Source organism: Streptomyces sp. NPDC090445, from assembly GCF_044769385.1.
Classification (GTDB): domain Bacteria; phylum Actinomycetota; class Actinomycetes; order Streptomycetales; family Streptomycetaceae; genus Streptomyces.
Map to the genome: position 1 here is coordinate 508,432 of NZ_JBIVXV010000003.1, position 24,939 is coordinate 533,370.

At 75.3% G+C, this 24,939-nt stretch carries 25 protein-coding genes; 13 read left to right on the forward strand and 12 right to left on the reverse strand.

The window, feature by feature from the left end:
• Positions 1-32 precede the first annotated feature (32 nt).
• Positions 33-491, reverse strand: coding sequence for a hypothetical protein (locus ACIQUT_RS10315; protein ID WP_403561444.1), 459 nt, complete (start codon positions 489-491; stop codon positions 33-35).
• 156 nt (positions 492-647) lie between these two features.
• On the opposite strand from ACIQUT_RS10315, the gene ACIQUT_RS10320 reads away from it, so the two are divergent.
• The 5 genes from ACIQUT_RS10320 (at position 648) to ACIQUT_RS10340 (ending at position 5,660) form a co-directional block, all read left to right on the forward strand.
• On the forward strand, positions 648-968 hold the full coding sequence (locus ACIQUT_RS10320; protein WP_403561446.1) for a hypothetical protein: 321 nt from the start codon (positions 648-650) through the stop codon (positions 966-968).
• 1,032 nt (positions 969-2,000) lie between these two features.
• Positions 2,001-2,852, forward strand: a complete 852-nt coding sequence (locus ACIQUT_RS10325; RefSeq protein ID WP_403561448.1) for a peptidoglycan-binding protein — start codon at positions 2,001-2,003, stop codon at positions 2,850-2,852.
• 309 nt (positions 2,853-3,161) lie between these two features.
• Positions 3,162-3,446, forward strand: a complete 285-nt coding sequence (locus tag ACIQUT_RS10330) for a hypothetical protein (protein WP_403561450.1) — start codon at positions 3,162-3,164, stop codon at positions 3,444-3,446.
• A gap of 83 nt (positions 3,447-3,529) precedes the next feature.
• The gene (locus tag ACIQUT_RS10335; protein WP_403561452.1) at positions 3,530-4,606 is read left to right on the forward strand and encodes an RNA ligase (ATP); all 1,077 of its coding nucleotides are present in this window, start codon (positions 3,530-3,532) and stop codon (positions 4,604-4,606) included.
• 136 nt (positions 4,607-4,742) lie between these two features.
• Positions 4,743-5,660, forward strand: coding sequence for an NADP-dependent oxidoreductase (locus tag ACIQUT_RS10340; protein ID WP_403561676.1), 918 nt, complete (start codon positions 4,743-4,745; stop codon positions 5,658-5,660).
• 111 nt (positions 5,661-5,771) lie between these two features.
• Here ACIQUT_RS10340 and ACIQUT_RS10345 read toward each other — a convergent pair whose 3' ends face one another.
• From ACIQUT_RS10345 to ACIQUT_RS10365, 5 genes are all read right to left on the reverse strand, one after another.
• The gene (locus tag ACIQUT_RS10345; RefSeq protein WP_403561454.1) at positions 5,772-8,786 is read right to left on the reverse strand and encodes a poly(A) polymerase; all 3,015 of its coding nucleotides are present in this window, start codon (positions 8,784-8,786) and stop codon (positions 5,772-5,774) included.
• Positions 8,786-10,531: an RNA ligase family protein gene (locus ACIQUT_RS10350; RefSeq protein WP_403561456.1), complete on the reverse strand. Its 1,746-nt coding sequence runs from the start codon at positions 10,529-10,531 to the stop codon at positions 8,786-8,788. Before ACIQUT_RS10350 ends, ACIQUT_RS10345 begins: the two co-directional genes overlap by 1 nt.
• A 104-nt stretch (positions 10,532-10,635) precedes the next feature.
• The gene (locus tag ACIQUT_RS10355; protein ID WP_403561458.1) at positions 10,636-11,343 is read right to left on the reverse strand and encodes a cysteine hydrolase family protein; all 708 of its coding nucleotides are present in this window, start codon (positions 11,341-11,343) and stop codon (positions 10,636-10,638) included.
• 14 nt (positions 11,344-11,357) lie between these two features.
• Positions 11,358-11,858, reverse strand: coding sequence for a hypothetical protein (locus tag ACIQUT_RS10360; protein WP_403561460.1), 501 nt, complete (start codon positions 11,856-11,858; stop codon positions 11,358-11,360).
• 73 nt (positions 11,859-11,931) lie between these two features.
• Positions 11,932-13,107 (reverse strand): DUF418 domain-containing protein, encoded by a 1,176-nt coding sequence (locus ACIQUT_RS10365; RefSeq protein ID WP_403561462.1) that lies wholly within the window; start codon positions 13,105-13,107, stop codon positions 11,932-11,934.
• Positions 13,108-13,377: 270 nt separating this feature from the next.
• Between ACIQUT_RS10365 and ACIQUT_RS10370 the strand changes: the two genes are divergently transcribed.
• From ACIQUT_RS10370 to ACIQUT_RS10380, 3 genes are all read left to right on the forward strand, one after another.
• The gene (locus tag ACIQUT_RS10370) at positions 13,378-13,899 is read left to right on the forward strand and encodes an SRPBCC family protein (protein WP_403561464.1); all 522 of its coding nucleotides are present in this window, start codon (positions 13,378-13,380) and stop codon (positions 13,897-13,899) included.
• Between the two features lie 72 nt (positions 13,900-13,971).
• Positions 13,972-14,490, forward strand: a complete 519-nt coding sequence (locus ACIQUT_RS10375; RefSeq protein WP_403561466.1) for a hypothetical protein — start codon at positions 13,972-13,974, stop codon at positions 14,488-14,490.
• A 659-nt stretch (positions 14,491-15,149) separates the two neighbouring features.
• Positions 15,150-16,037 (forward strand): class I SAM-dependent methyltransferase, encoded by an 888-nt coding sequence (locus ACIQUT_RS10380; protein ID WP_403561678.1) that lies wholly within the window; start codon positions 15,150-15,152, stop codon positions 16,035-16,037.
• A 74-nt stretch (positions 16,038-16,111) separates the two neighbouring features.
• Here ACIQUT_RS10380 and ACIQUT_RS10385 read toward each other — a convergent pair whose 3' ends face one another.
• Both ACIQUT_RS10385 and ACIQUT_RS10390 read right to left on the reverse strand, forming a co-directional pair.
• On the reverse strand, positions 16,112-17,623 hold the full coding sequence (locus ACIQUT_RS10385; protein ID WP_403561468.1) for a DEAD/DEAH box helicase: 1,512 nt from the start codon (positions 17,621-17,623) through the stop codon (positions 16,112-16,114).
• Positions 17,624-17,660: 37 nt separating this feature from the next.
• A complete protein-coding gene (locus ACIQUT_RS10390; RefSeq protein WP_403561470.1) occupies positions 17,661-18,227 on the reverse strand; it encodes a MarR family winged helix-turn-helix transcriptional regulator in 567 nt (188 codons plus the stop codon).
• A 109-nt stretch (positions 18,228-18,336) separates the two neighbouring features.
• On the opposite strand from ACIQUT_RS10390, the gene ACIQUT_RS10395 reads away from it, so the two are divergent.
• On the forward strand, positions 18,337-18,726 hold the full coding sequence (locus tag ACIQUT_RS10395) for an HGxxPAAW family protein (RefSeq protein ID WP_403561472.1): 390 nt from the start codon (positions 18,337-18,339) through the stop codon (positions 18,724-18,726).
• Between the two features lie 149 nt (positions 18,727-18,875).
• Positions 18,876-19,082, forward strand: coding sequence for a cold-shock protein (locus ACIQUT_RS10400; RefSeq protein ID WP_179174575.1), 207 nt, complete (start codon positions 18,876-18,878; stop codon positions 19,080-19,082).
• A gap of 130 nt (positions 19,083-19,212) precedes the next feature.
• Here the strand turns inward: ACIQUT_RS10400 and ACIQUT_RS10405 are convergent, their stop codons facing one another.
• Positions 19,213-19,431, reverse strand: coding sequence for a ferredoxin (locus ACIQUT_RS10405; RefSeq protein ID WP_403561474.1), 219 nt, complete (start codon positions 19,429-19,431; stop codon positions 19,213-19,215).
• Positions 19,428-20,615, reverse strand: coding sequence for a cytochrome P450 (locus ACIQUT_RS10410; protein WP_403561476.1), 1,188 nt, complete (start codon positions 20,613-20,615; stop codon positions 19,428-19,430). The genes ACIQUT_RS10405 and ACIQUT_RS10410 overlap by 4 nt, the downstream gene beginning before the upstream one ends.
• 173 nt (positions 20,616-20,788) lie before the next feature.
• On the opposite strand from ACIQUT_RS10410, the gene ACIQUT_RS10415 reads away from it, so the two are divergent.
• Complete coding sequence (locus ACIQUT_RS10415; protein WP_403561478.1) at positions 20,789-21,058, forward strand: hypothetical protein; 270 nt, start codon at positions 20,789-20,791, stop codon at positions 21,056-21,058.
• 19 nt (positions 21,059-21,077) lie between these two features.
• Here the strand turns inward: ACIQUT_RS10415 and ACIQUT_RS10420 are convergent, their stop codons facing one another.
• Positions 21,078-21,305, reverse strand: a complete 228-nt coding sequence (locus tag ACIQUT_RS10420) for a hypothetical protein (protein WP_403561480.1) — start codon at positions 21,303-21,305, stop codon at positions 21,078-21,080.
• A gap of 267 nt (positions 21,306-21,572) precedes the next feature.
• On the opposite strand from ACIQUT_RS10420, the gene ACIQUT_RS10425 reads away from it, so the two are divergent.
• Both ACIQUT_RS10425 and ACIQUT_RS10430 read left to right on the forward strand, forming a co-directional pair.
• Positions 21,573-21,932 (forward strand): YciI family protein, encoded by a 360-nt coding sequence (locus ACIQUT_RS10425; protein ID WP_403561482.1) that lies wholly within the window; start codon positions 21,573-21,575, stop codon positions 21,930-21,932.
• A gap of 93 nt (positions 21,933-22,025) precedes the next feature.
• Positions 22,026-23,255 carry an RNA polymerase sigma factor gene (locus ACIQUT_RS10430; protein WP_403561484.1) on the forward strand — a complete coding sequence of 410 codons (1,230 nt, stop codon included), beginning with the start codon at positions 22,026-22,028 and terminating at the stop codon, positions 23,253-23,255.
• A 109-nt stretch (positions 23,256-23,364) separates the two neighbouring features.
• Here ACIQUT_RS10430 and ACIQUT_RS10435 read toward each other — a convergent pair whose 3' ends face one another.
• Positions 23,365-24,852 (reverse strand): condensation domain-containing protein, encoded by a 1,488-nt coding sequence (locus ACIQUT_RS10435; RefSeq protein WP_403561486.1) that lies wholly within the window; start codon positions 24,850-24,852, stop codon positions 23,365-23,367.
• Positions 24,853-24,939 lie beyond the last annotated feature (87 nt).

The following is a 24,939-nucleotide window of genomic DNA, read 5'->3' on the forward strand; positions in this document are numbered from 1 at the left end:
CCCTGGCGCCGACCGGTGAGGGGGCGGCGCGGTCAGCGCGGGGGCTCGACCTCCAGGAACCGGCGCCTGCGCGGGCCGCGGTAGAGGAGGCAGACCCAGCCCAGCGCCTCCAGCGCCGCCGCGCAGGCCGCCAGCCGTTCCTGCTCCTCCAGGGCCGCACCGCCGCCCGGCGGGCCGACCCAGGTCACCTCGACCCGGCCGCCCGGCGGCGGGCCGGGCGCCACCCGGTACCCGGTCCGCGTCCGCCGGCCCTCCGCGTCCACCGCGGACGACGGGAGGCCGGCCGCCTCCAGCGCGAGGGCCACCGCGCGGGGCATCTGCCGGCGTTCCCAGGGGGCGGGAACCGCCGCCCCCGTCCCGCCGCCCAGCATGCGGCGGATCTGCAGCAGGCCCTGGTACGCCGTGCGCACCTCGCCCGCCCGCTCGGCGGTGGCCGGAACGGCCGGACCGTCGCCGGTCGCCGGCTCGAACCCCTGCCCCGGTGAGGCCATCGTCCACCGCCCTTCCGCCGCTGTGCGTGGGGGTACGCCGTTGCCGAGTACGCCGTACGAGTAAAGGTCATGAGGACGGCTCATGAGTACGTCACGGCCGGCCGTCTGAGTATCCGTACCGATTCCGCGCCGGCCCGCCGCTGGTCGAATGGGGGCATGACTTCCGACGCCCCGCGCGGCGCGCACTGCCCGCCCAGCTCCCCCCGCCCGCGCCTGCAGCACGTGACCGTGGCCGGTTCGGCCCTGGCCGTGGCGCTGCTGCCGCTCGTGGTCGGCGTCCTCGTGGCCAAGGGCATGGCCGCCGATCCGCACACCCCGGTCAACGCGCTCATCACCAGCGGGGGCCAGCGGGCCGGGCTGCCCCGCGGCGAGTGGCGGCGGCGCAGCCACACGGCGATGCGCCGCCTGCGCAGCGCCCGCCGGAACACCGTCCGGCGCTGCGCGGCCGTCCGCGCCCGCCGCACGTCCGCCTCCTGAGCCGGTCGCGCCGTACGCCCGTCAGCGCTCGTACTGCCGCATGCACAGGTCCACGATCGACGGCGGTACGGCACCCTCCGCCGCTCCGCACGGTTCCTCCCCGCCGGCGGCCGGGACCGGCACCGGCACCGGTGCCGGCTCCGGTGCGGGCGCGGGGGAGTGCTGCTGGCGCAGGGTGCGGCGCGGTGAAGGGCCCGGCGGGTGCGCCCTGCGGGGCGCGGGCGGCTTCACGGGCCGTACGGCGGACGCCCGACCCGCAGCGGTGGCCGGTGCGGTGTCGTCCTCCGCCGGGACCGGCGGCCGCTCCGGCTCCGGGTCCCGCTGCGGCGGCTGCGGCCGGGACGGCGGCGGGGCCGAGGTCGGCGTCGGGCGGGGCGGCTGCGCCGCGGGGGACGGCCCGCGCGGTGTCGTCTGGGCCCCGGCCGACGGTACGGACGCACGCGCCGGAAGCGGACCGCGCGGCGCGGGCGGGGCCGGGGGTGAGCCCATCGAGGCACAGCCGGTGCTCGCGAGCAACGCGACGAGGGACAGGGGCAGGGCCCGGCGTAGCTGCATTCGACCACGATGCCGCACCGCCGGGACGACCCGGCGGCCCCGTTCACACGTGCGGGCGACGTCTTCGAACGTCTGTCCGTGCAGGGGGGTGGTCGGTGCGTCCTGCGGTGCCGCCGGGCTGTTGGCCACCGCATTCCGCACGGTCACCACCGTCCGGCGCGCCGGACGGATGGGGCAGTTCGGACAGCAGGCTTGACCGCAGCCGTCCCGGGCGGCAAGAGTGCGCCGGTCAGGCAGACAAGAGGACCACCACACGAGTCGCACATCGGAGACAGCCCAGATGCCCCAACCGGTTCGCTTCCCGCGTGTCCCGGCGACGACCCGCGCCACCGGCCTCCCGGCCACCGCCCCGGCGGCTCCCGTTCAGGCTCCGGCTCCGGCCGCGCGGCGGCGCAACGCCTGACCGGCGCAGGGCGCCGGGTCCGGCGGCGGTACCGTACCGCCGCCCGGATCCCCGCCCCGCCCCGGGAGACCACCGTGTCCCACCACCCCGATGACAGCGGGCCCGCCCCCGAGGACCCCGCGCTCGCACCCGCCGGCCCGGCCCCCGCGGCCGACCCGGCCATGCCTGCCTGGCCGGAGGCCGGGCCGCAACCGGCGCCCGGACCGCAGCCGGAGGCCGGACCGCAACCGGCGCCCGGGCCGTGGCCGGAGGCCGGGCCGCAGCCGGAAGCCGGGCAGGCCGCGGCCGCGTTCGATGCCTCCTGGTCCGCGCACGGCCGCGAGGAGCCCGCCGACACCCCCGGACCCGAGGCCGCCACGGCACCCGCGGCCGCGCGGTCCGGCCGCCGGCACGCCCGCCACGGGCGCCCGGACGACCGCCGCCGGGACCGCGGCAGCCGGCTCCCGTGGGCGGCGGGCTCCCTGCTCCTGCTCGGCGCGGCCGGTGTCCTGGCGCTGTGGCCCGGCGACTCCGAACCGGAGAACGAGCGCTCCACCCAGCGGCCCGACCTGTCCGTCCCGGAGCTCCCGGGCAGCAACCCCGGCGCCGACGGCAGCCCCACGCCGACCCCGTCCGCACGGGGCACCGCGAGCCCGTCGCCCTCGCCCAGCCCGTCCGCGAGCCCCTCGGAGAAGCCGCCCGCGCCCAGCACGTCGGCTGCCACGCCGCCGGGGCAGCGCGACACGCTGCGCATGGGCGACCGCGGGCCGGACGTGACCGCCCTGCAGCAGCTCCTGTACGGGCAGGGCTTCACGTACGTGCACGTCTCCGGCGTCTACGACGGCCAGACCAAGCGCGGTGTCGCCCAGCTCCAGCGCGACCGGGACGTGAAGGGCGACCCGACGGGCGTCTACGGACCGGCCACCCGGGCCGCGTTCGGAGGCTGACGCACCGTCCGAGCGGCCGGGGGTTGTGTAGGTTCACGTGTTTCTTTCGGGATCCGTGGTGATGTGTCGTTCGTCGGTGTCATGCCGTGTGTCTGGTGCCGGTGTCGTTCGTGGGTTCGTGGATCGTATGCGTGACCCTTTCGTGGCGGTGTCGTTGATCGGATGACAGCACCACGGGCGAGAGCGAGGGTTGGCAGTGAGCCGGAAGCTGCCGCTGGGCGAGGGCGAGACGCCCCGCACCGCCTGCGTCCGCGCTCTTGTCCGGTCGGGCGTGGACGAGAAGACCGGCGAGGTTCTCGCCCCGGCTCGGTGAAGTGGCGCGCCGGCGTGGCCGCCGGGATCCTGGCCGCCTGGCCTGCCGATCCGAGGAAGCGCACGCCGCAGGAGTGGGACACCGTGCGGGCCGCGATACCGGGCGGGCAGTACCTGCCGTCGAGCAGCATCCGCTCCCGCACCCGTCAGATCGTCTCCTACGAGCGCGAGGACGGGCGTCTCCCGGCCGACGTGTTCGAGCTGGAGCAGGCGTCGCGGGTGCCGCGCCCACACCGAACCCAACGGTTCGCATGGGATCGCTTGACTGATCAGAGACGCTAGCACCGCTAATTCCGCTGGACCAGCGGAAATACCCCAACGGAAAGTGGGTGGTGTCCTGTTCGCCTCCGTCCGAGGAGCCGCCCATGTCCACTCTGCGCGTCACCGTCGAAGAGCTGACCGTCCACGAGCACCCCAACGCCGATGCGCTGGAACTGGCCCAAGTGGGCCTCTACCGCGCCGTCGTCGCCAAGGGGGCCTATCGCAGCGGTGAGTTCGCGCTGTACATACCCGAACAGGCCGTGCTGCCCGCCGCCTTGATCGAGGAGCTCGGCCTGACCGGCCGGCTCGCCGGGTCCGGCGCCGACCGGGTCAAGGCGGTCCGGCTGCGCGGCGAACTCTCGCAGGGACTGGTCTGCCGGCCGCGGGCGCTGGACGGCGTGGACCTGGCGCGGGCCGCCGAGGAGGGCACGGACTTCGCGGAGCTGCTCGGCATCACCAAATGGGCGCCGCCGGTCCCGACCACCATGAGCGGAGAGGTGGAGGCCGCCGCCGACCTGCTGCCGTGGGTCGACATCGAGAACCTGCAGCGCTACCCGCACATCTTCGAGCCCGGCGAGCCGGTCGTCCTCACGGAGAAGCTGCACGGCACGGCCTGTCTGATGACGTACCTCGCCGACGGCGGACGCGTCCTCGTCTCCTCCAAGGGCTTCGGGGCCAAGGGCCTGGCCCTCAAGGAGGACGAGCGCAACCTGTACTGGCGGGCCGTACGGGGCCACGGCGTCCCCGAGGTCGCGGCGAAGCTGGCCGACCGGCTGGGCGCGACCCGGATCGGCGTCTTCGGCGAGGTGTACGGGGCGGGCGTCCAGGACCTGGCGTACGGGACGGACGCGCGCACCGCCGACGCGCCTCCCGGGTACGCCGTCTTCGACGTGTCGGCCGAGATCGACGGTCAGGTGCGCTGGCTGGACCCGGCGGAGCTCTTCGCGGACGGCGAGCTGCCGCTCGTACCGCGGCTGTACGAGGGCCCGTACGACCTGGACACGGTGCTGGAGCGGGCGACCGGCCGCGAGACGGTGTCGGGGCGGGAGGCCCACCTGCGGGAGGGCGTCGTCATCCGCCCGGCCGTCGACCGGTACAGCCCGGTCGTCGGCGGCCGCGCGATCGCCAAGGCGGTCAGCCCGGCGTACCTGACGCGCAAGGGCGGCACCGAGTACGAGTGACACCGGGCGCGGGGGCGTGGCGTGGCCTGACGGGGCGGGAGCGGCCTTTCGTGGTGGGATGAGGAACCGACGGTTCCACAGATCGGGGCTGGCTCACGGGGCTCACGGAGAGGTCGGACAGATGTCCCAGGACACCATGCGGGCGATGGCGTACGACAGGTACGGCGGGACGGAGGTGCTCTCCGAGACCCGGCTGCCGCTGCCGAAGGTCGCTCCCGGCGAGGTCCTCGTCAAAGTCCGGTGCGCGGGGGTCAACCCCGTCGACTGGAAGATCATGGGGGGCGGGCTCGACGGCCTGATGGACGTCCTGTTCCCGGTGGTGCCCGGCTGGGACGTCTCCGGGACGGTCGAGCGGGTCGGGATCGACGTCCCCGAGTTCGCGGTCGGCGACGAGGTGATGGCGTACGCCCGCAAGGACCATGTGCACGGCGGGACCTTCGCCGAGTACGTCAGCGTCCCCGTACGGGCCCTCGCGCCCAAGCCGCCCTCCCTCGGCTGGGAGGAGGCCGCCGGGCTGCCGCTGGCCGGGCTGACCGCCTACCAGCTGCTCACACGGCTCGGCACGGGGGAGGACGACACCGTCCTCATCCACGGTGCCGCGGGCGGCGTCGGATCCTTCGGCGTGCAGATCGCCCGGGCGCTGGGCGCCCGGGTCATCGGCACCGCGTCCCCCCGCAACCACGACCGGCTGCGCGAGCTCGGCTGCGAGCCCGTCGAGTACGGCGAGGGCCTGGTGGACCGCGTCCGGGGGCTCGCCCCCGACGGCGTCACGGTGGGCGCGGACTTCGTCGGCGGCGTGCTGGACGTCACCACGGCGGTCCTGGCACCGGACGGCCGCCACGCCTCCATCGCCGACCACACGGTGCTGGGCGCGGGCGGCCGGTGGATGTGGGTGAGGCCCGTCGGCAGTGACCTCGCCGAGCTGGGCCGGCTCGCGGACAGCGGCCGGCTGAAGGTGACGGTGGCCGAGACCTTCCCCCTCGCGGAGCTCGCCGCGGCCTTCGACCTCAACCAGCAGGGCCACACCGCAGGCAAGATCATCATCACCCTCTGAACCCCGGAGGAGCCGGGCCGGGCCCGAAGCCCGCCCTCCCCCCTCCCCGCCCCGGAAGGACGGACCGACGGGACGCCGGGACGCTCTGCTCCGCCCGTCCGGAGCCACCCCTCAGGACAGGGTGGGCACCGAACCGCAGCGCGCTCGGAACACCTCGACGCCCGGCAGGCCGGCGCACCAAGGGGACGTCGCGGCCGCGAGCCGGGCCGCGTCCGGCGGCCGACTGCCGAGCCCGATCGCAAAGTCCGCCGAAAGGGACGAGGCAGAGAAGGGGCGCGGCCAGGCGTGCGCGTCCCCGACCCCCGCCTCGGCCAGCGCCCCGAGCAGGGCCCGCATCCGGCCCCGGGCCCGGCCCAGCGACTCCTCGAACTCCCGCGGGCCGCGGCCCCGTACGCTCACCACGGCCCAGGCGGCGTGCCGGCGGTGCAGCGGCGGCGGGACGAGGAGCCCGGCTCCCGCCTCCCCGGGCCCGGCGCCGGAATCCAGGAGCTCCCAGGCCCGGTACAGCTCCTGGCCGAGCAGGTCGCGCAGGCCGGGGCCCACCTGGGCCGTGCAGCTGCGGACCGGCTCCGAAGGCGTGAGGACGGTGACCGGGTCGGGGTCGTCCACGGACGCCAACCCACCCGCAGGGAAGAGACCGGCCGGGGTGCGCCAGTCCCAGGCGGCCCAGGTCCCGAAGAACGCCCGGAGCAGGGCCGCGGGGGACAGGTCCGCGGCGTCGCGGACCGTCCGCGCCGCCAGCACCGTCCAGGCCAGCCCGGGCAGCCCGCCGAACGGCGCCGAGTCCAGGCCGCGGATCCGGGCCCAGGCCTTCACCTGCCGGGCCAGCTCTGCGAAGGCCGCCTGCCGGGGCCCGTCGGAGCCCACGAAGCCGCGTACCGCCTCGGCATCGCTGACCGCGCTCAGCGCGACCGCCGCCGCGGCGCCGAGCTCCGCCCGGCGCCGCACCGCCTGCGCCGGATCCACCGCCCCCGTGGGGACGACCACCAGGTCCACGTCCAGCCCGTCGGCGCGCAGCCGCAGCCCCGGCACCCGGGCGCCCGTCACCTCCCGGATCCGGTCCGCGGCCTGCGGCACGGCTGCCGCGACCCGGGCCCGTACGTCCGCGAGGTCCACCGTGCCGGGCAGTGCCGCGACCAGGTCCAGGTCCGCCCCCGGCAGGGCGCAGCCCATGCGCCGGGATCCGGCGACGTGGACCACCCCGTCGGCCAGGGCCTGCGCGATGCGGGCGGTGACGGCCTGCGCGGCACGGCCGAGGCCGCAGTCGGGGTCGTGGCCGCTGTCGGCGTCGGCGTCGGCTTCGGCGGCGGTTTCGGTTTCGGTTTCGGCGTCCGTCGGCCCCGGGACCGCGACCGGGCCCGGCTGTTCCGGCAGCCAGTGGACCGTGCCCGTCCCGAGCTCCACCGTCGCCCGTACCCGCATCGGCTCGTCCCCGCGCCGCGAGAGCACCGCCAGCTCCCCGACCCGGGCCGGGAACGAGGCCCCGGCGCCGCCCAGCCGCGCCGTGAACTCCGCCAGCGCCCGCTGCGGATCCGCACTGCGGCCCAGCGTCAGGTGCGGCGTGTACCCCTCGCCGCGCCCCCGGCAGCCGGGGAACCGCGCGGCCAGCTCCCGCCGCAGCTCCTGCCACGGCGCCTCGCCGGCGGCGGCCGGGTCCAGCCAGAGCACGGCGTCCTCCCGGCTCCCGAAGCTGTGCACGCCCGCCTGCCGCACCGCGAACGGGGCCGTCGCCGCGGCCGCCTCGGCCAGCAGCGGCAGCGCCTCCTCGAAGGACGACTCGGGAACGAAGCCGAACAGCAGGTTCACATGCGCCGGCCAGCGGTCCGCCGCCGGGTCGTGGTCCCGGCGCAGCTCCTCGACCGCGGGATGGTGCGGGGGCAGCCACGCCACGGCCGTGTGCGCGGTCGCCCGTGCGTCGAGCACGGCGCGCCGCGCGTCCGAACCGGCCGCGGACGCCGCCTCCGCCTCGGCTCCGGCGCCCTCACCCGTGAAGTCCAGTACCGCCTCGACCCCGTAGTGGTCGGAGACGAACAGGCCGTCGGCGGCGGCAGGGGAGTCCCCCCGCAGTGCCGCCCGGCGCACCTCCGCGGCCGCCGACCGCAGCAGGACGCGGTCCAGCCGGCCGGCCCGTCCCGACAGCGAGCCCACCGCGGCCAGCGGATTGGCCACCGGGTCGAACGTCGGTGTGGCGTCCTGCGCCCCGTGCACCTCGGTCCACGCGTCCCGCATGGCGAGCACCGCCGCGGGTCCGTCCGGTCCGCCGCGGCCGTCGTTGAAGTCGCCGAGCAGCGCCACATCGGCGTCGATGCCGTTCAACCCCTCCTGGATGCGGTCCAGTTCGGTACCGCGGCGCTCGGCCCCGCCCTCGGTGTGATCGCTCGTCAGGTGGACCCCGGCCACGACGAGCGGACCGCCGGCCGTGTGCACCGTCACCGCCGCGACGGCCTTGTACGGCCCCAGCAGGTGCAGCCCGGCCTCGGCCACCGGCAGCCGGCTGAGCAGGAGCAGCCCGCTCGTGTCGACGTCCTTGCCGGCCGGATCGGTCCCGACCGTGTACCCGGCCCGCACCCACGGCTGCGCCAGCAGCATGCCGAGCAGCTCGGGCTCGACCTCCTGCAGCGCGATGACGTCGGCGTCGGCGGCTTCCAGGGCGGCGAGCAGCAGCGGCCTGCGCCGGGCCGTGGCGATCTGCGGGGCGTCGTACCGGTCCCACAGCGTGTTCCAGGTCAGCAGCCGCACCCGGCCCGGCCCCGGATCCGCCCCCGGACCCGGCTCCGCCGCGCCCGGCGGGGGAGTCCCGGCGGGCCGCCAGGCGCCGTCCGCCGGATCCCAGGCGTGCGGGGTGCGGGCCGTGAAGAACGGTGCCCGCAGCAGGCGCGGCGCACGGACCCGCCCGGCCCGCGTGGAGTCGATGACGTCGAGGCCGCTGGCCCGGTCCCAGACGAGCTCGCCGTCCGCCTCGACGAACAGCACCCGGTGCCAGGGGATGTCGCCGCCGGGCACGAACGCGGGCAGCGGGATCCGCTTCGGCGGCGCCCCGCGCTGGTGCAGCCCGAGGACGAACCGCGCCGGGTCGAAGCGGGGGTCCCAGCGGACCTGGTGGTACAGCTGCTCACTGGTGCGCATCAGCGGTCCCCGTCCGTCGTGCCGAGGGTTCCGGCGGTGTCCTCGACGGTGCCGCCCGCGCCGATGTACCGGATGCGGTGCGCCTGCCCGTCCCCCGGACGGGGCGGGTCGAACCGGTGCAGCTGGGAGGCCAGCACCTGCGGCGGCACCGGGTGGGCGCGTACGGCGTTGCGCCGGAGCAGCTCCGCCTCCTCCACCAGCACCACCGCATGGGTGACCAGGGCGTCGCGGCGGGCGGCGACCGCGCCGGCCAGCCCCCGCTGCTGCGCGGTGAGGGAGGTGGCGTCCCAGACGACGGTGCCCCCGGCGGCGAGCGCCGCGTCCAGCCGGTCCAGGCCCTCGCGCAGTACGTCCGCGTTGGCGCGCTGGTCGGCCCGGGAACCCCGGGCGGCCCGCAGATCGTCGAGACTGATGTACGCGGCCACGCCCGGCAGGCTCCGGGCGTACGTGCTCTTCCCGCTGCCCGACGGCCCGCACAGCTGGACCAGCCGCGGGTGGTTGCCGTCCCGCCAACGCCAGGTCGCGGCCACCGCCTCCTCGGGGGTGGATATCCCGCCGCGCGCGAAGGCCTCGCGGGCCTCGGCCCAGCAGCGGTCCGCCGCGTCGGGGTCCAGGTCCGCCAGGGCCGTCCGCAGCCCGGCCCGGAGCGGGCCGAGCGGGTCGGGGCCGAACAGCCCCTCCTCCTGCGCGTACAGCGCCGACCACTCGACGCAGTCCCGGGCCCCGGAGTCCGCCGTACCGCCTGCGGCGGCGGCGAGCGCGTGCAGTGCCCCGAGGTCGGCCGCGGAGGCCATCCGGACCAGCCCGGCCCGGCGCAGCTCGTCCGGGAACGGCCGCCGCAGCCGCGGGTACAGCCCGACCAGGTCGGCGACCCGGCGTGCCTGCGGCATGCCGAGCGGCCCCGCCGCCAGCCGCGCCGCGACGCGGGCCCGCGGGGTGCGGTGCAGCAGGGCCGCGAGGACGCCGGCCAGCCGGGCGTCCCCGGTGCGGCCCAGCGCGTCGAGCCGGCCCGCCACCTCGGCGACGACCGGATCGACACCGTCGCCGGGGCCGCTCTCCAGGCCGAGGGCGGCCGACAGTCCGGCCGTGTCCGGTTCGGCGCCCGACCGCACCGCCCACAGGGCGGCCTGCGGGCCCAGCCCGTTCGGCACCACGGGGGCGTACATCCAGTGCGTGTCGGTCTGCACGTGCCCGCCGCGGACCCACTTCGCCACGCACCGCCCGAAGTCCGCGCGGGCGAAGCCGTCCGCCGTCCGCATGACGTAACCCTCCTGGCGGGCGGTGTCGACGCGCAGTCCGCGCAGCGCGCGCTCGTCGAAGACGCCCCGCCACAGCACGCGCGGGACGGGCACCCCGAGACCGTGCAGGAAGCGCACCGTGCGGTCCCAGTCCAGGCACTGCTCGCCGTCCCACACGGAGAACCCGTAGAACCAGCTGTCGAGGTCCTCGTACGGGATCGAGTGCCGCGCGTACAGGTTCTCCCCGCATACCCGCCAGCCGGCGGGTATGCCTGCGCCGATCCGGCTCTGGAGGCCCTTGACCCAGGCGCGGGAGGGGTGGTGGGCGGAGTCGAGGGAGCGGGCGTGCAGGCCGTCCGCGTAGAGGGTGGTGTTCTCCCCGTCGAGCTTCTCGGTCACGACGACCTCGCGCCCGGCGAGGCCCGCGAGCCCTGCGGCGCGTACGTCGTCCGCCGTCGTCCCCGGCGACCACGGCAGGTGCGGGGTGCGGGGGTAGTGCGTGCGCATGAACGGCTCCTGCTCGGCAACGTGGTGCCAGGTCACTGTAGGTTTCCGACCCGGCCCCCTCCACCCAATATCCGCCCCGCCGGCCTGCCCGCGCGGTTTCGGCGTCAGTCCTGCCGGCCGGCCAGGAGGGTGAGGATGTCCGCCGTGGGGCGGACGTCGCCGAAGCTGCGGTAGACCGTTGCCAGGGTGGCGTTGTGGGCGGCGTCGCTGCGCGTCGCGCACCCGTCGGCCGCCAGGACCACGCGGTAGCCGAGCGTCGCCGCGTCCCGCACGGTGGCCTCCACGCACACGTTGGTCACCAGACCGCACACGATCACCGTGTCCACACCGCGGTCGTCGAGCACCTCGGGCAGGGGGCAGCGTCCCGGGAAGAAGGCGGACGAGGCGTGCTTCTCCACCACCGGATCCTCCGGAGCCGGAACCAGCTCGGGCCACAGCCGGTCCGTGACCGCGCCCGTGCCCCCGGCGAGCCGGTAGCGCTCGGCGACCTCGGGCCCGTAGAAGTCCACCGCCCAGCGGGTGGGCTGCGCCGCCACGGCCGGCAGGACCCAGGCCACGGTGCCGCCGGCCGACCGGGTCCCGTGCGCGAGGGCCCGCACCTGCGGCACGATGCCCAGCCCGAACCCGCTGCCCGCCACGAAGAAGCGGACCATGTCGACCACGACCAGCGCGGTCCGCTCGCCCGGCAGCTCGGTGTACGCGTGGCGGTGGCCCCGGCGGCGCTCGTGACGCGCGTACTCGTCCGCCTCGATCCGCCACGCGTGCCGCCGCGGCTCGGTCCCGCCCGTCACGTCCGTCCCCTGCGTGTCCATCGGAAGTCGGCTCCTCAACGGCACAGGGCGGCGATCTCGGGGGCGACGGTCCCCTTGGCCGCCTCGCACAGGGGTCCCATGTCGTAGCCGCGGCCCGGGCCGGGCCCGGGCCGCGGCTGTGCGGGCGGCCGCTTGCGCGGCTTGGACCCGGACGCGGACCGGGAGGACGCCGACGGGGCCGTGGCGGAGGACCCGGGCTTGGACTGCGCGGCGGGCCGGTCCCGGTCCGCGGCCCGGCGCGGTGGCGGTTCGGCGGGCGGTGCGGGAGCGTCAGTTTCCGCCGCGGACGGGGAAGTCGGGGAGGCCGGTGTCGGCGTCGGTTCCGGCAGTGGCGTCAACGGGAGGGCCGCCACGGCCGGTTGCCGGATCCCGGCCCCGGCGGGCTCCGGGGCGGCCGGGGCCTGGGATGCGGACGGCCGCACGGACACGCACCCGGCGGTCAGCATCACCGCGGCAAGGATCAACGGCAGGGGCGGAGTTGCTCGGCGCGGCTGCACGGGCTGCATCGGCTGCATTCGCCCAGCTTGCCGTACGGGCGGTTCGGCGATCCACGAGCCGTCATGCGTACGGGTGATCCGCACCCGCGGCTCACGCCGGCGTACGCCCCCGCGAGGCCAGCCGCAGCGCGTGCTCCAGCGGGCCGCGGCGCAGCGGGCTGTCCGCCCAGACCCGCTGCCAGCCCCAGGCCGCGGCGACCGACACACCGGCGAACGCGGCCAGCGCGGTCCAGGACCCGGCGCCGTGGGCCGGGCCGGCCAGCACCAGTGCGTGGGCGACGTACGCGCTGAGCGCCATCGCCCCGAGCGCCGCCAGCGGCCCCAGCACCCGCACGCCCGACCGGCGCTGCGCGGCCAGCACGAAAAGACCGATCAGCGCACAGCCCACACCCGCATTGCCGATCGTCTCCAACGGGGTCTGGCTGTACGGATCCGCCACCAGCAGCCACTCCCAGGACGTGCTCGGGATGGCCCCGTACTGCCCGCCCAGCACCGCGCCCACGGGATCGGCGGCGGCCGCCGCCTCCGGGTGCCGCTCCGCTATCACCGACAGCAGCCGCTCCCGGCCGCCCAGGGGGTGGGCCCACAGCCAGGCGGCGCCGTACCCGGCGACCGCGGCCGCCGCGCCCCAGAGCGCCATCCGGGCGGCGGAGCGGCGCTCGCGCAGATCGCACAGCCGGCCCAGGGCCAGGCCCACCAGGACGTACGGGAAGTAGGTGGCCAGCGGGTAGGCGCCGGTCAGCAGCAGTTCCAGCAGCGTCCGGCCCAGCCCGTCCCAGCTGGTCAGGGCGGACGGCTCGGGCACCGCGCCGCGCCCGGAGTCCGCGTATCCGAACGCCGGGCCGAGCAGGTACGACAGCAGCGGGCCCGCCACCACGGACGTGCCGGCGGCGGCGGTGAGCACCGGGGTGGTGAGCCGGGTGAAGGGCTCGGCGGCGAGGAAGTACACGGCGAAGAAAGTCAGGATGACCAGGATGCCCGGCCACAGCGCGGCCAGGACCAGCCCGAGCGCGGCCAGCACCGCGCAGCGGATCAGCAGCGCACGGTGGCGCTGCGCCCGGCTGCCGGAGGTCTCCGCCGGTGTGCCGCCGCTGCTGCGCTGGGCGAGGGCGAGGGAGAACCCGGCGAGGAGAGTGAACAGGGCGGGTGCCCGTCCGTCCGCCGCGACGACCAGGTAGCCGACGCCCTCGGGCCGGGGGCCCGGACCGACGTGCACGGCGAACATGCCGAGGACGGCGAGTCCGCGAACGGCGTCGACCCCGGTCAAGCGGCCCGGGCCCGCATCCTTGCGCGGACGGGAAGCGCCGGCCACTCGCATGCCTCTGCGTGCCTCTCCTCATGTCCCGGCCGGAGGCCGGTGTTTTCACGTGGTCGGACCGGCAGGTTTCATCCCGACAGTCCGCGCCGCGAACATACCAGGGACGGCGTAACAAGGTAATAAGTCAGTGTGGCCGGAAGGGGGCGGCGGCGACGAGGAGCGGCAGGCGCCGCCGGGGAAATCCCGGGTGCGCGGCCCCCGGTCCCGCAGCATGGGGGCATGAGCGACAGCGTGATCACCTACACCGTCTACATCCTGGCCGATCCCGCACAGGTCTGGGAGGCCCTCACCGACCCCGCCTTCACCCGCCGGTACTGGGGCCTGAGCTTCGAGACCGACTGGGCGGTCGGCTCGCAGATGGCGTGGGTGGAGCGCGGGGCCCGGACCAGCGACCCCGAACAGGTGGTCCTCGACTGCGTGCCGGACCGCAGACTCTCGTACACCTGGCACACCTTCACGCAGGAGTGGGCGGCCGCGGTCGGGGTCGGCGAGGAGCTGCGGGCCGAGCTGGCCGGGCAGCCGCGTACGAAAGTGGCGTACGAGATCGAGCCGGTCGGGGACGCCCTCACCCGGCTGACGGTCCGCCACGAGGGCTTCGAGCCCGGCGGCACGCTGATCGGCATGTGCAGCCAGGCCTGGCCGATGCTCGCGTCCAGCCTCAAGACCCTGCTGGAGACGGGGGCCCCGCTACCGGAGGAGGGCCTCGGCGGTCCCGGACCGGGCCCGGAGCCGGCGGTGTGACCCGTCCCGGCGGGCCGATGCGGCGGCACCCTGCGCACGGGCTGCCGCCGCCGGTCGTGTGGAATGAGCCGCATGGGGACACAAGAGGACCTGATACGCCCGGCCGACGCCGCGACGCCGTCCGAACACTGGCGCTACACCCGCCACCTCGCAGCCCTGGCCGACGCGGCCGGAGCCGCAGGGGGGCACGCCGGGGCGGCGGGCATCGCGGCGGAGGCCGACGTCGTGGCCGCCGTCCTGCGGGATCCCGACCCCGTGATGGCCGAGAGCGCGGTGGTCACCCACCTCGACCGCCGCGCCCCCCGGCTGCTGGCCGACGCGGCCTTCCCCGCCTGGGCGGATGCGCTGGCCGCCGTCGTCGGCGACCGTGCCTTTCCCGCCCGGAGGCTGCGCGAGTGGACCCTGCTCAGGGCGATCGACCGCGGCGAGCCGTGGTCGGCGGCGGAGCTCACCGCCGCCTCCGACTGGTGCCAGCGCACCGCGGCCGGGCCGCTGGCCTCGTACGAGGCGCTCACCCTGCTCGCGGGCTCGGCCCGCACCCGCCGGGTCCGCAACGCCGCCGCCCAGCGCCTCCGCCGCCACACGGCCTGACACCCCCGGGCCCCGCCCGACGCCGAGCCTCAATCGCCGGCGGGGCTGGAATGCCCCGGCCTGCGCCTCGAACATCGGCGGGCTGGATTTGCCCGGTACTGCGGGCTCTGCCCGGGCCTGCGCCTCAATCGCCGGCGGGGCTGGAATGGCCCGGCCCTGCGCCTCGAACGTCGGCGGGGCCGGAATGCCCCGGGCCTGGGCCTCGGACGTTGGTGGGGCTGGGTTGTGTCGGTTCTCGGCTGCGGTCGGGTGTTTCAGCCTCGCCGGCGTTTGAGGCGCGGGGTCCGGGGCAGCGCCCCGGGGATCCCGGCTGCGCCGCCGGGCCGGAGCCGCAGGTCAGCGGTGGGAGGGGGTGCCCGGTTGGAGCGCGTACTCCCGGATCGGGGGCGGGAGTTGCCGCCGGCCGGGCCGACACGACGGCGCGGCCCGTCAGGGCGCAGACCTGAGCGTGAAGTGGGGCCAAAGGGGTAAAAAGGGGCGGTGGCGGCTGCGGAATTAATCGCTCTGCACAGGAGTCTCGTCATTCGGGCATCCGCCGGTTTATGGTCTGGCTACCTGGCCGGGTATCAGTGTTGATTCAGATGCCGTTCCACTGGAGGCAGTACTCCGTGTCGCACGTTTCGCAAGCTCCCGTCACCACCCCCGACGGCGAGCCGGCCATGCCCGTTCCCACCGCGTACGGCGAGGTCAAGGGGTGGTTCTCGGACTGTGACCAGGCGCTCTTCGACTGGTTCCTGGCCCGCCAGAACAGGGACGGGGTGAAGCCGGGCGACCTCCTGGAGCTCGGCGCGTTCATGGGGAAGAGCGCGATCTTCCTCGGGCAGTACCTGCGGGACGGCGAGGAGTTCACCGTCTGTGACCTCTTCGACTCGCCGGCGCCGGACGAGTCCAATCTCGCGGAGATGCAGGGTTCGTACCCGACGCTGACCCGCCGCGGGTTCGAGGCGAACTACCTGGCGTTCCACGAGGCGCTGCCGACGGTCATCCAGGCGCCGACCTTCGTGGTCGCCGACCGTGTGCGTCCGGCGAGCTGCCGCTTCATCCACATCGACGCCTCGCACCTGTACGAGCACGTCGTCCAGGACATCGCGTCCTCCCGGGTCGTCGCCGCCCCGGGAGCCGTCGTGGTCTTCGACGACTACCGTTCCGAGCACTGCCCCGGCGTCGCCGCCGCGGTGTGGGGTGCGGTCGCCGTCGACGGCCTCCGGCTGATCGCCGTGTCGGGGGCGAAGCTGTACGCGACCTGGGACGACCCGGAGCCGTACCGCACGGCGCTGCTCGGGTGGCTGGAGGGCCGGGCGGACCTGTGGACCGGTGTGGAGGAGGTGGCCGGCGAGCCGCTGGTCCGCATCGGTGACCACGGGGCCGTCCCGCCGGTGATCCCGAAGCCGCTGCGGCCGGCTCCCGAGCCGCCGGCCCCGCCCGCTCCCGTGCGGCGGCCCGCGCCGCGTCCGGGTGCCGCGTGGCGCAAGCTCGCGAAGGACGTGCTCCCGCCGGTGGTGACCCGCGCGATCGTGGCCGAGCTGCGCCGCCGCCGGCGCCGCTGACCGTCCCTGCCGCTGCCTGCGGTGCGGCCCCGGATCCGGGGCCCGCACCGCTCGTTTTCCCGTACGCCCCCGGGTCAGTGGCCGCGGCGGACGCGGGCCGCGCGGCGGGCCTCGGCCAGGGCCTTGGCCTCCGCCGTCTTGCGGGACTCCTTGCCCTTGCCCGGCCGGCCCGGGCGGCTGCCGATGCCGCGGAAGCCGAGCTCGCTGCCGGACGGGCGGCCCTTCGCGTCGGTCGGCGCGGCGCCCGAGAGCGGCACCCCGGAGGGGGCCTTGGCGCCGGTGATCCGGCTCAGTGCGGCCTCGCCGGAGCGGACCTGGGTGATGGTGGGGCGGATCCGCGCGTCCGCCATCAGCCGGACGATGTCGCGCCGCTGGTTCGGGGTGACGAGGGTGACGACCTTGCCGGACTCGCCGGCCCGGGCGGTGCGCCCGCCGCGGTGCAGGTAGTCCTTGTGGTCGGCCGGCGGGTCCACGTTCACGACCAGGTCGAGGTCGTCGATGTGGATGCCGCGCGCGGCGACGTTCGTCGCGACGAGGACCGTGATCGTCCCTTCCTTGAACTGCGCGAGGGTCCGGGTGCGCTGCGGCTGGGACTTGCCGCTGTGCAGCCCTTCCGCCCGTACGCCCATGGCCCGCAGGTGCTTCACGAACTGGTCCACGCCGTGCTTGGTGTCCAGGAACATCAGCACCCGGCCCTCGCGGGCCGCGATCTCGGTCGCCGCGGTGACCTTGTCGGCGGAGTGGATGTGCAGGACGTGGTGGTCCATCGTGGTCACCGCGGCCGCGGACGGGTCCACGGAGTGGGAGACCGGGTCCTTCAGGTAGGTCCGCACCAACTGGTCGACGTTGCGGTCCAGGGTGGCCGAGAACAGCATCCGCTGCCCGTCGGGGCGCACCTGGTCCAGGATCTCGGTGACCTGCGGCATGAAGCCCATGTCGCACATCTGGTCGGCCTCGTCGAGCACCGTGATCCGCACCCGGTCCAGGTGGACGTCGCGCCGTCCCACCAGGTCGCTCAGTCGGCCCGGGGTGGCCACCACGACCTCGGAGCCGGTGCGCAGCGCGCTCACCTGGCGGCCGATCGACAGCCCGCCGACCACCGTCGCCATCCGCAGCCCGAGGGTCTGCGCGTACGGCGTGAGGGCCTCGGTCACCTGCTGCGCCAGCTCGCGGGTCGGTACGAGGACCAGCGCCAGCGGCCGCTTCGGTTCCGCCGTCCGGCCCGCGGTGCGCGCGAGCACGGCCAGGCCGAACGCGAGCGTCTTGCCCGAGCCGGTCCGGCCGCGGCCCAGGATGTCCCGGCCGGCGAGCGAGTTGGGGAGGGTGGCGGCCTGGATGGGGAACGGCTTCTCCACCCCGGACTCGGCCATCGTCGCCAGCAGCTCCGCGGGCAGGTCGAGCTCGGTGAAGGACTCCACGGGCGGCAGAGCCGGGGAGATCGGCTCGGGCACGGCGAACTCACCCTGCAGGGCGGGGGTCCGGGGCGCCTTGTCGGCGCCCTTCCCGGCACCGCGCCCGGGAGCTGCCTGAGCTGCCTTGGCGGCGGGCCTGACGCCGAAACGCCCGTAGGGGGACGGGTTCCTCATGCAGAGCCTTCCGTGGGACGCGAAAAGGGAAATTTTATCATCGGCGGATTCGGGCCCCGGCCGCTGCCGGGTCCGCGGGGCCTGCCGGGGCCGCGGGGTCCGCGGATCCGGCCGGGGCTGTGGGGGCCGGCCCGCCGGACCGCAGGTGGTCCAGGTGCGCGCGTGCCTCGACGGCCGCGCGGGCGAACCAGTCGGCGATGACGGCGACCTCCTCGGGGGAGTACTCGTCGAACAGCGCGGCGAGCCGGGCGTAGAAGGGCTCGTACACCTCCACCACCCGCCGGGCCGCCACCGGGTCGGCCACCACCCGGACCCGGCGCCGGTCGGCCGGGTCGGGCTGCCGCTTGGCGTACCCGGCGCGCTCCAGCCGGTTGAGGACGCCGGTGACCGCGCCGGTGGTGAGGTTGGCCAGCGCGGCCAGGTCGCCGGCCGAGAGGGGCTCGTCCCCGGCTCCCAGGATGTGCCCGAGGCAGGTCAGGTCGGTGACGTTGAGTCCCAGCAGCTGCGCCACCTCCTGCTGGCCGATCAGGCCGAGGGCGACGTAGTGGTCCATACGGGAGATCGCCTCCCCGGCCGTTGCCGGGGGGCGGGTCTTGCCCTGCACGCAGAGACTCCTTAGCATCTAAGTTACTTAGCTCGCGAGATACTTCCTTGATCAGATGTTTAGCTCGTGAGATAAGCCTTCCTGCCTCCGAGCCTACTTCGGGAGAACCATGAGCGCGCACGGAGATGTCGACCTCGGACACACCGTCGCCGGCTGGACCGGCACCGCCCTGGCGATACTGGGTTCCGCCGGCGCCGGCGCGGCCCTCTGTGCGGGCTGGACGCCGGGCGTCTGGCTGGGCCTCGCCCTCGTCGCCGCGGCCGCGGTCGTCACCTGGCTGCTGCACCTCGCGGGCTGGGGCAAGCCGAGCGGCCCCCGGCCTTCCCCCGCGCGCGACTGGCGGGTCCGGGACGGCGCCGCCCGCACGGGGCACGCGGACTGCCTGGGCTGCCGGATGAGCGGAGGCCGGCGCGCCGCGGCGGCGGCCCCGGCGGTCGGGCCCCGGGGTGCCACCGCACTGTCGGCCGCCGCGGACAGCGGGGCGGGTGGTTCCGGGTGACGTGCGTCGGCCGCGCAGATATACGGGCAGGTGTTCGAAGTGTCCCCGGTTGGCCGCACGGGGGTGTGATCCCAGGGACGGGTGGGCAGGATTGGGACGGCGGCACCGTATGTGCGGCCCGCGTGGAACGTTGAGAAGGATCAGCACCGATGGCTACAGGCACCGTGAAGTGGTTCAACTCGGAGAAGGGGTTCGGCTTCATCCAGCAGGACGACGGCGGCCCGGACGTGTTCGTCCACTACTCCGCCATCCAGACGTCCGGCTTCCGGGCGCTGGAGGAGAACCAGAAGGTTCAGTACGACGTCGTCAAAGGCCCCAAGGGTCCCCAGGCCGAGAATGTGATGCCCACCAGCTGAACGCCCCGCTTCTTCACGCCGCCGGCCCGACGTGACGGGCCGTGAGCCCCGCCGGCCCAGCCGGCGGGGCTCACGGTTTTCCGCGTGCCGCGGCGTACCGCGGTGTCCCGGGGTGCGGCGCGAGTCGCCGTCAGCCCTCCCGGAGGATCACCGCCGAGACCGGGCAGGCGCGTACGGCCTCGCGCAGCAGGGGGCTGCCGTGGCCGTCCTCCCGCCCGGGCAGGACCTGGCCGAAGCCGTCGTCGTCCTGGGTGAAGACGTCGGGGACGGTCAGGGCGCACTGGCCCGCGCCGATGCAGACGGCGGTGTCGATGCCGACGGCGGTGCGCCGCGGCGGCCCGCCGCTCACCACGTCACCGGGAGCTCGACCATGCCCTGGATGGTGTCGCCGGGTTTGAAGGGGATCCGGTCCGGCTCGGCCGCCAGGCGCAGCCCCGGCAGCCGCGCGAAGAGGGTGCCCAGGGCGATCTCCATCTCGGCGCGGGCCAGGTTCTGCCCCAGGCACTGGTGGATGCCGAAGCCGAAGGCCACGTGGTGCCGGGCCGGGCGGTGCCAGTCCAGTACGTCGGGCTCCGCGAAGACCGTCTCGTCCCGGTTGATGACCGAGGTCGGGAAGACGACCCCGTCGTCGGCCCGGACCGTGACCCCGCCGATCTCGATGTCCTCCGTGGCCACCCGCAGCATGCCGTCCGCGATCGACAGGAACCGCATCAGCTCCTCCACGGCGGCCGGGAGGAGCGACGGGTCCTCGCGCAGCTCGGCCAGCTGCTCCGGGTGCCGCAGCAGGGTGAAGGTGCCCAGCGAGATCATGTTCGCCGTGGTCTCGTGCCCCGCGATCAGCAGGATCGCGGCCAGCGAGACCAGCTCGTCGACGTCGGTCTCGCCCGTCTCCAGGCGCCGCTCGACCAGCTCGTCCAGGAGGCCGTCCCCGCGGTCCGTCCGCTTGCGCTCGATCAGCCCGGCCAGATACGCGTTCAGGCGGGTGCGGGCGTCCTCCACGTCGGCGGTGTCCGGCCCGCGCAGCAGCCGCCGCGACTGCCCCTCGAAGAACTCGTGGTCCTCGTACGGGACCCCCAGCAGCGAGCAGATCACCATCGACGGCACGGGCAGGGCGAAGGCGCCGACCAGCTCGGCCCCCGGGCCGCGGGCGACCATGCCGTCGATCAGCCGGTCCACGGTCTCCTGGATGCGGGGCCGCAGGGCCGCCGTCCGCTTCAGGGTGAAGCTCGGGATGAGCATCCTGCGCTGGACGTTGTGCACCGGGTCGTCCACCCCGAGCAGCGCGGTGCGGCGGTCCCGCAGGGCCTTGAACCGCGGGTTGGGGGCGGGGAAGGCGGCGTTGTCGCGGTCGGCGGAGAGCCTGCCGTCGGACAGCATGGCCCGCGCCTCGGCGTGCCCGGTGACCACCCACACGGACCGGCCGTCGAAAAGGGTCACGCGGGACAGCGGCCGGCCCGTGCGCAGGGGATCGTAGGCGGTCGGCGGGTGGTAGGGACAGGTTCGGTCCTGGGGGAAGGCAACGGTCTCTGACATACAGCACCTCATCAGCGCGGTCGATACGTTCCGTCTCGCCTGAATCCATTACATGCTCAAGGCATCTATCTCACCCATACCTTTTTCGGCCAGATGGGCCCGCGCCCACCCGACCCACCCCACCCACCCTGCCCTGACCGGGCATTGTCAGTGGTGCCTGTGAAGCTGGCGGAATGGACGACAGGATGCTCCGGCGCCGGGTGTACGGTGCCGACCACGACGATCCCGACCCGGGTCCGCGCCCCGGCCGCAGCTACGGCGAGCTCGTGGGCGGCCCCCTCGACGGGCTCCTCCTCGACGTCACGGGCTGGAGCGCCGGCCGGCTCGCCGACGAGGCCGCCCTCCCCACCGAGATAGGCCGGTACGGGGCCGGCGGCCGGTCCCACTACCGGCGCCGCGCCGCCGACCCCGACCGCTGGGACTGGTCGGGCGACAGCCGCTGACCCGCGACGCGGCCGCAGGTCAGCGGGCGGCGCCCCGGCGCACGCTCCGCGCCCACGGCACCGGCGGGATCTGCAGCGGCAGCCGGCCGACGACGGCCGCCCGTCGGACGGGTGAGAGGTGCCGTGCGTCGACGGCCGTCTGCGCGTTCGCGGGGAACACGCCGGCGAACGGCCCGGCCGCGTGCGCCACGCCCGCGGCCGCCGGGAAGCCGGCGAGCAGCGCGGGCGAGGAAGGGATGCGGGGCATGGCGGTGCGTCCTCTCTCCGGGGAGCGGGGATCCAGGCACCGCGATCGTAGGCACGGGTCGGGGCGGGGTTCACCCGTCCGGTCCGCATCCGGCAGCATCGGAGGGGTCCTCGACCGCCCGACACGGCCCCGCCGCCCGGCCCGCGGTCCACGGTCCGGAGAGAATCCCGGGAAAAGATTCCCCGCGGGTGTCGATTCCGCAGCCTCCGGTTCGACGCAGGGGTGAGAGGTGGGGAGAGCCCCCGCCCTCGCGATCGAGGAGTCACCATGCCGCGCTTCCTTTCGATGGTCCGCATCGACGAGCAGAACCTCCCCGCCGACACCGAGTTCCCCCCGGAGTTCGCACAGCGCATGGCCGCGCTCCTGGAGGAGATCACCAAGGCCGGCGTCATGCTGGACACCGCCGGACTGCGCCCCACCTCCGAAGCCACCCGGGTGACCTGGTCCGGCGGCAGGCTGAGCTACACCGACGGCCCGTTCACCGAGACCAAGGAGGTCATCGGCGGCTACGCCCTCATTCAGGCCAAGGACATGGCCGAGGCGCTGGAGTGGGGCAAGCGGTTCCTGGAGGTCCACCCCGCGGAGTGGACGGTCGGCCTGGAGGTCCGCCAGATCGACGAAGGCTGACCCCGGCCGGCGACCGCCGGCAGCCGCCCGTGTCCGCGCCGGGGCGACTGCCCGGTTTGCCCCGGCCTGTCACGGCTGCTCTGATGGGTGCCCGTGACGGGAGCGGACACGGCCCAGGCGGTCGAGACGGTGTTCAGGATCGAATCGGTGCGGATCATCGCCGCCGTCGCGCGCATCGTGCGCGACGTCGGCATCGCCGAGGAACTGGCTCAGGACGCCCTCGTCGCAGCCCTGGAGCAGTGGCCCGCGTCGGGCGTCGCGGCCAACCCGGGCGCCTGGCTCACCGCCACGGCCACACACCGGGCCATCGACCTCGTCCGCCGCAAGGAGACGTACGCCCGCAAGCTCGCCGAGGTCGGCCGCACCCTGGAGGACGTGCCGCCGCCCGAGCCGGCCGGGCCCGACGACATCGACGACGACCTGCTCCGGCTGATCTTCACCGCCTGCCATCCGGTGCTCGCCGCCGACGCCCGGATCGCCCTCACCCTGCGCCTCATGGGCGGGCTGACCACCCGGGAGATCGCCCGCGCCTTCCTCGCCTCCGAGTCGACCGTCGCCCAGCGCATCGTCCGCGCCAAGCGGTCCCTGGCCAAGGCCGGCGTCCCCTTCGAGGTGCCGTACGGAGCCGACCGGGAACAGCGGCTCGCCTCCGTCCTGGAGGTGATCTACCTGATCTTCAACGAGGGCTACGCGGCGACCTCCGGCGACGACCTGCTGCGCCCCGCCCTCTGCGAGGACGCCCTCCGCCTCGCCCGCCTCCTGTCCGCGCTGATGCCCGACGAGCCCGAGGTCCACGGCCTCGCGGCGCTCCTGGAGTTCCAGGCCTCCCGGACCGCCGCCCGCACCGGCCCCGACGGCGAGCCCGTCCTCCTCGCCGACCAGAACCGGGCCGGATGGAACCGGATGCTCATCCGCCGGGGCATCGAGGCCCTGTCACGCGCCGGCAGCGGCCCGTACGCCCTCCAGGCCGCGATCGCCGGCTGCCACGCCCGGGCCGTCCGCTACGAGGACACGGACTGGGCGGCCATCGCCACCCTCTACGGGCGGCTGGCCGAGCTGACCCCCTCCCCGGTGGTCGAGCTCAACCGGGCCGTCGCCGTGTCCATGGCCGAGGGGCCCGGGGCGGCCCTCCCGCTCGTCGACGCCCTGGCGCAGGACCCGGCGCTGCGCGGCTACCACCTGCTGCCCAGCGTCCGCGGCGACCTGCTGGAGCGGCTCGGCCGGCCCGAGGAGGCCCGCGCCGCGTTCGAACGCGCCGCCTCCCTCACCGCCAACGCCCGCGAACGGGACCTGCTGCTGCGCCGGGCCGGCCGCCGCCCCTGAAACCGGACCCGTGCCGGGCCGGCCGTGCCGGGCCGTGCCGGAGCCATGCGACCGCGGGCGGCGGGCCGGACCCGAGCCGATACGACCGCGGGCCGCCTGCCGGATCCCGTCAGGGGCGGGCGGCGTACCCGTACCCGCTCAGGCCGACCGTCGCGCCGACCGGCCCGCGGGGCGCGGCCAGCCCGAGGGGCCGGCCCAGGGACCCGTGCCGGGCGATCTCGCGGACCGTGCGCCGCAGCGCCTCCTGGAAGCCGGCCATGGTGCGGCGGGCCGCGGGGGTGTCCACGTAGATCGAGTTCATGTGCAGCCCGTACGCGTCCCGCTGGAACCAGGAGCAGACGCCGTTGGCCCGCGCCGACCACACGTGCGAGGCGGGCCGCCAGTCGTCGTGCCGCTCGGCGCCCGGGCACTTGCGGGTGTCGATGTACGAGAAGAAGTTCACCGGGTACGGCCAGGAACGGGCGGCGAACTCCACCGGCGCCAGCAGCTGCCACGCCCGCACGAACGGCACGTCGATGTGGCCCATCATCTCCCCGAACGCGGCCCGCACCCCGGCCATCACCTGGGCGAAGTCCCGGCCGGGCGAGGCGTCGAACTCGATCGGCATGGTGTTGACGAACCAGCCCACCGACTGAGCCCACCCGTCCCGGCCGCGCTCGCTCACCGGCATGAACCCCCGGTAGACGCCCGGCCCGCCGGCCTCGCGCAGGCAGACCGCGACCGCGGCGAGCACCCCCATGAACGCCTTCCCGTCCACCGCCCGGCACGCCTTGTCGAACACCTCGGTCTCGCCGGCGTCGAGCAGCGGCGAGGCCTCGTTGACGATCGGGTACATCCGGCCCGGCTCCACGCCGAGGTCGAGCGGGAACGGGGGGAAGAACTCCCCGCCGCCGCGCGCCACGAACTCCTGCCAGTAGCCGAGCCGTTCGTCGTCCGCGGTGAAGCCGACGTAGCGGCGGCGCTGGTCTTCTGCGAAGTCGAGGTAGCTCGGGTCGGGGCCGTCGTCGGCCTCCTCGCCGCGGCACAGGGCCTCGTACGCGCTCTGCACCTGCTGCACCACGATCGGCATCGACAGGCCGTCGCAGACGATGTGGTCGAAGGCCAGGTAGACGGTCGCGGAATCCTCGCGCAGCACGGCCCCCATCGTGAACAGGGGCCAGGACAGCGTGTCGATGCTCCGCTTGAACCGCTCCGACAGGAAGCCGACCAGCGCCCCGGTGGTGTCGAAAGCCGCCACCGGGGCGACGGACAGGGCGAGTTCGTCCGGGGCGATGGGCTCGCACGCCAGCTCCCCGGCGAGCCGCCGGAACTCGCAGCGCAGCACCTCGTGGCGCCGTACGAACGCCAGCAGCGCCCGGGTCATCGCCGGCTCGTCCAGGGCCCCCGCGACCTCGAACGTGACCGCGATCCACGACGCGACGGGGTCGTCGGCCCCCCGGCTCTGCTCGGCGACGGTGAAGTGCTTGTCCTGGTTGAACGAGGCCCTTCTGCCCGCCCCCTCCGCGGCCGGCTCCGGCCCCGCCGCCGTGGACCGCAACCGCCATTCGACGACCCGGCCGGGTGCCATGCCGTGCATCTCCAGAGGAAACTGCCGCATTCCGTCATCCCTTCGCCCCCCAGAGTCAACCCCGTGGCCCTAACGACACCCGGGCTGCGGAAGTGACGGGCGGGCCCGCGGGCTCCG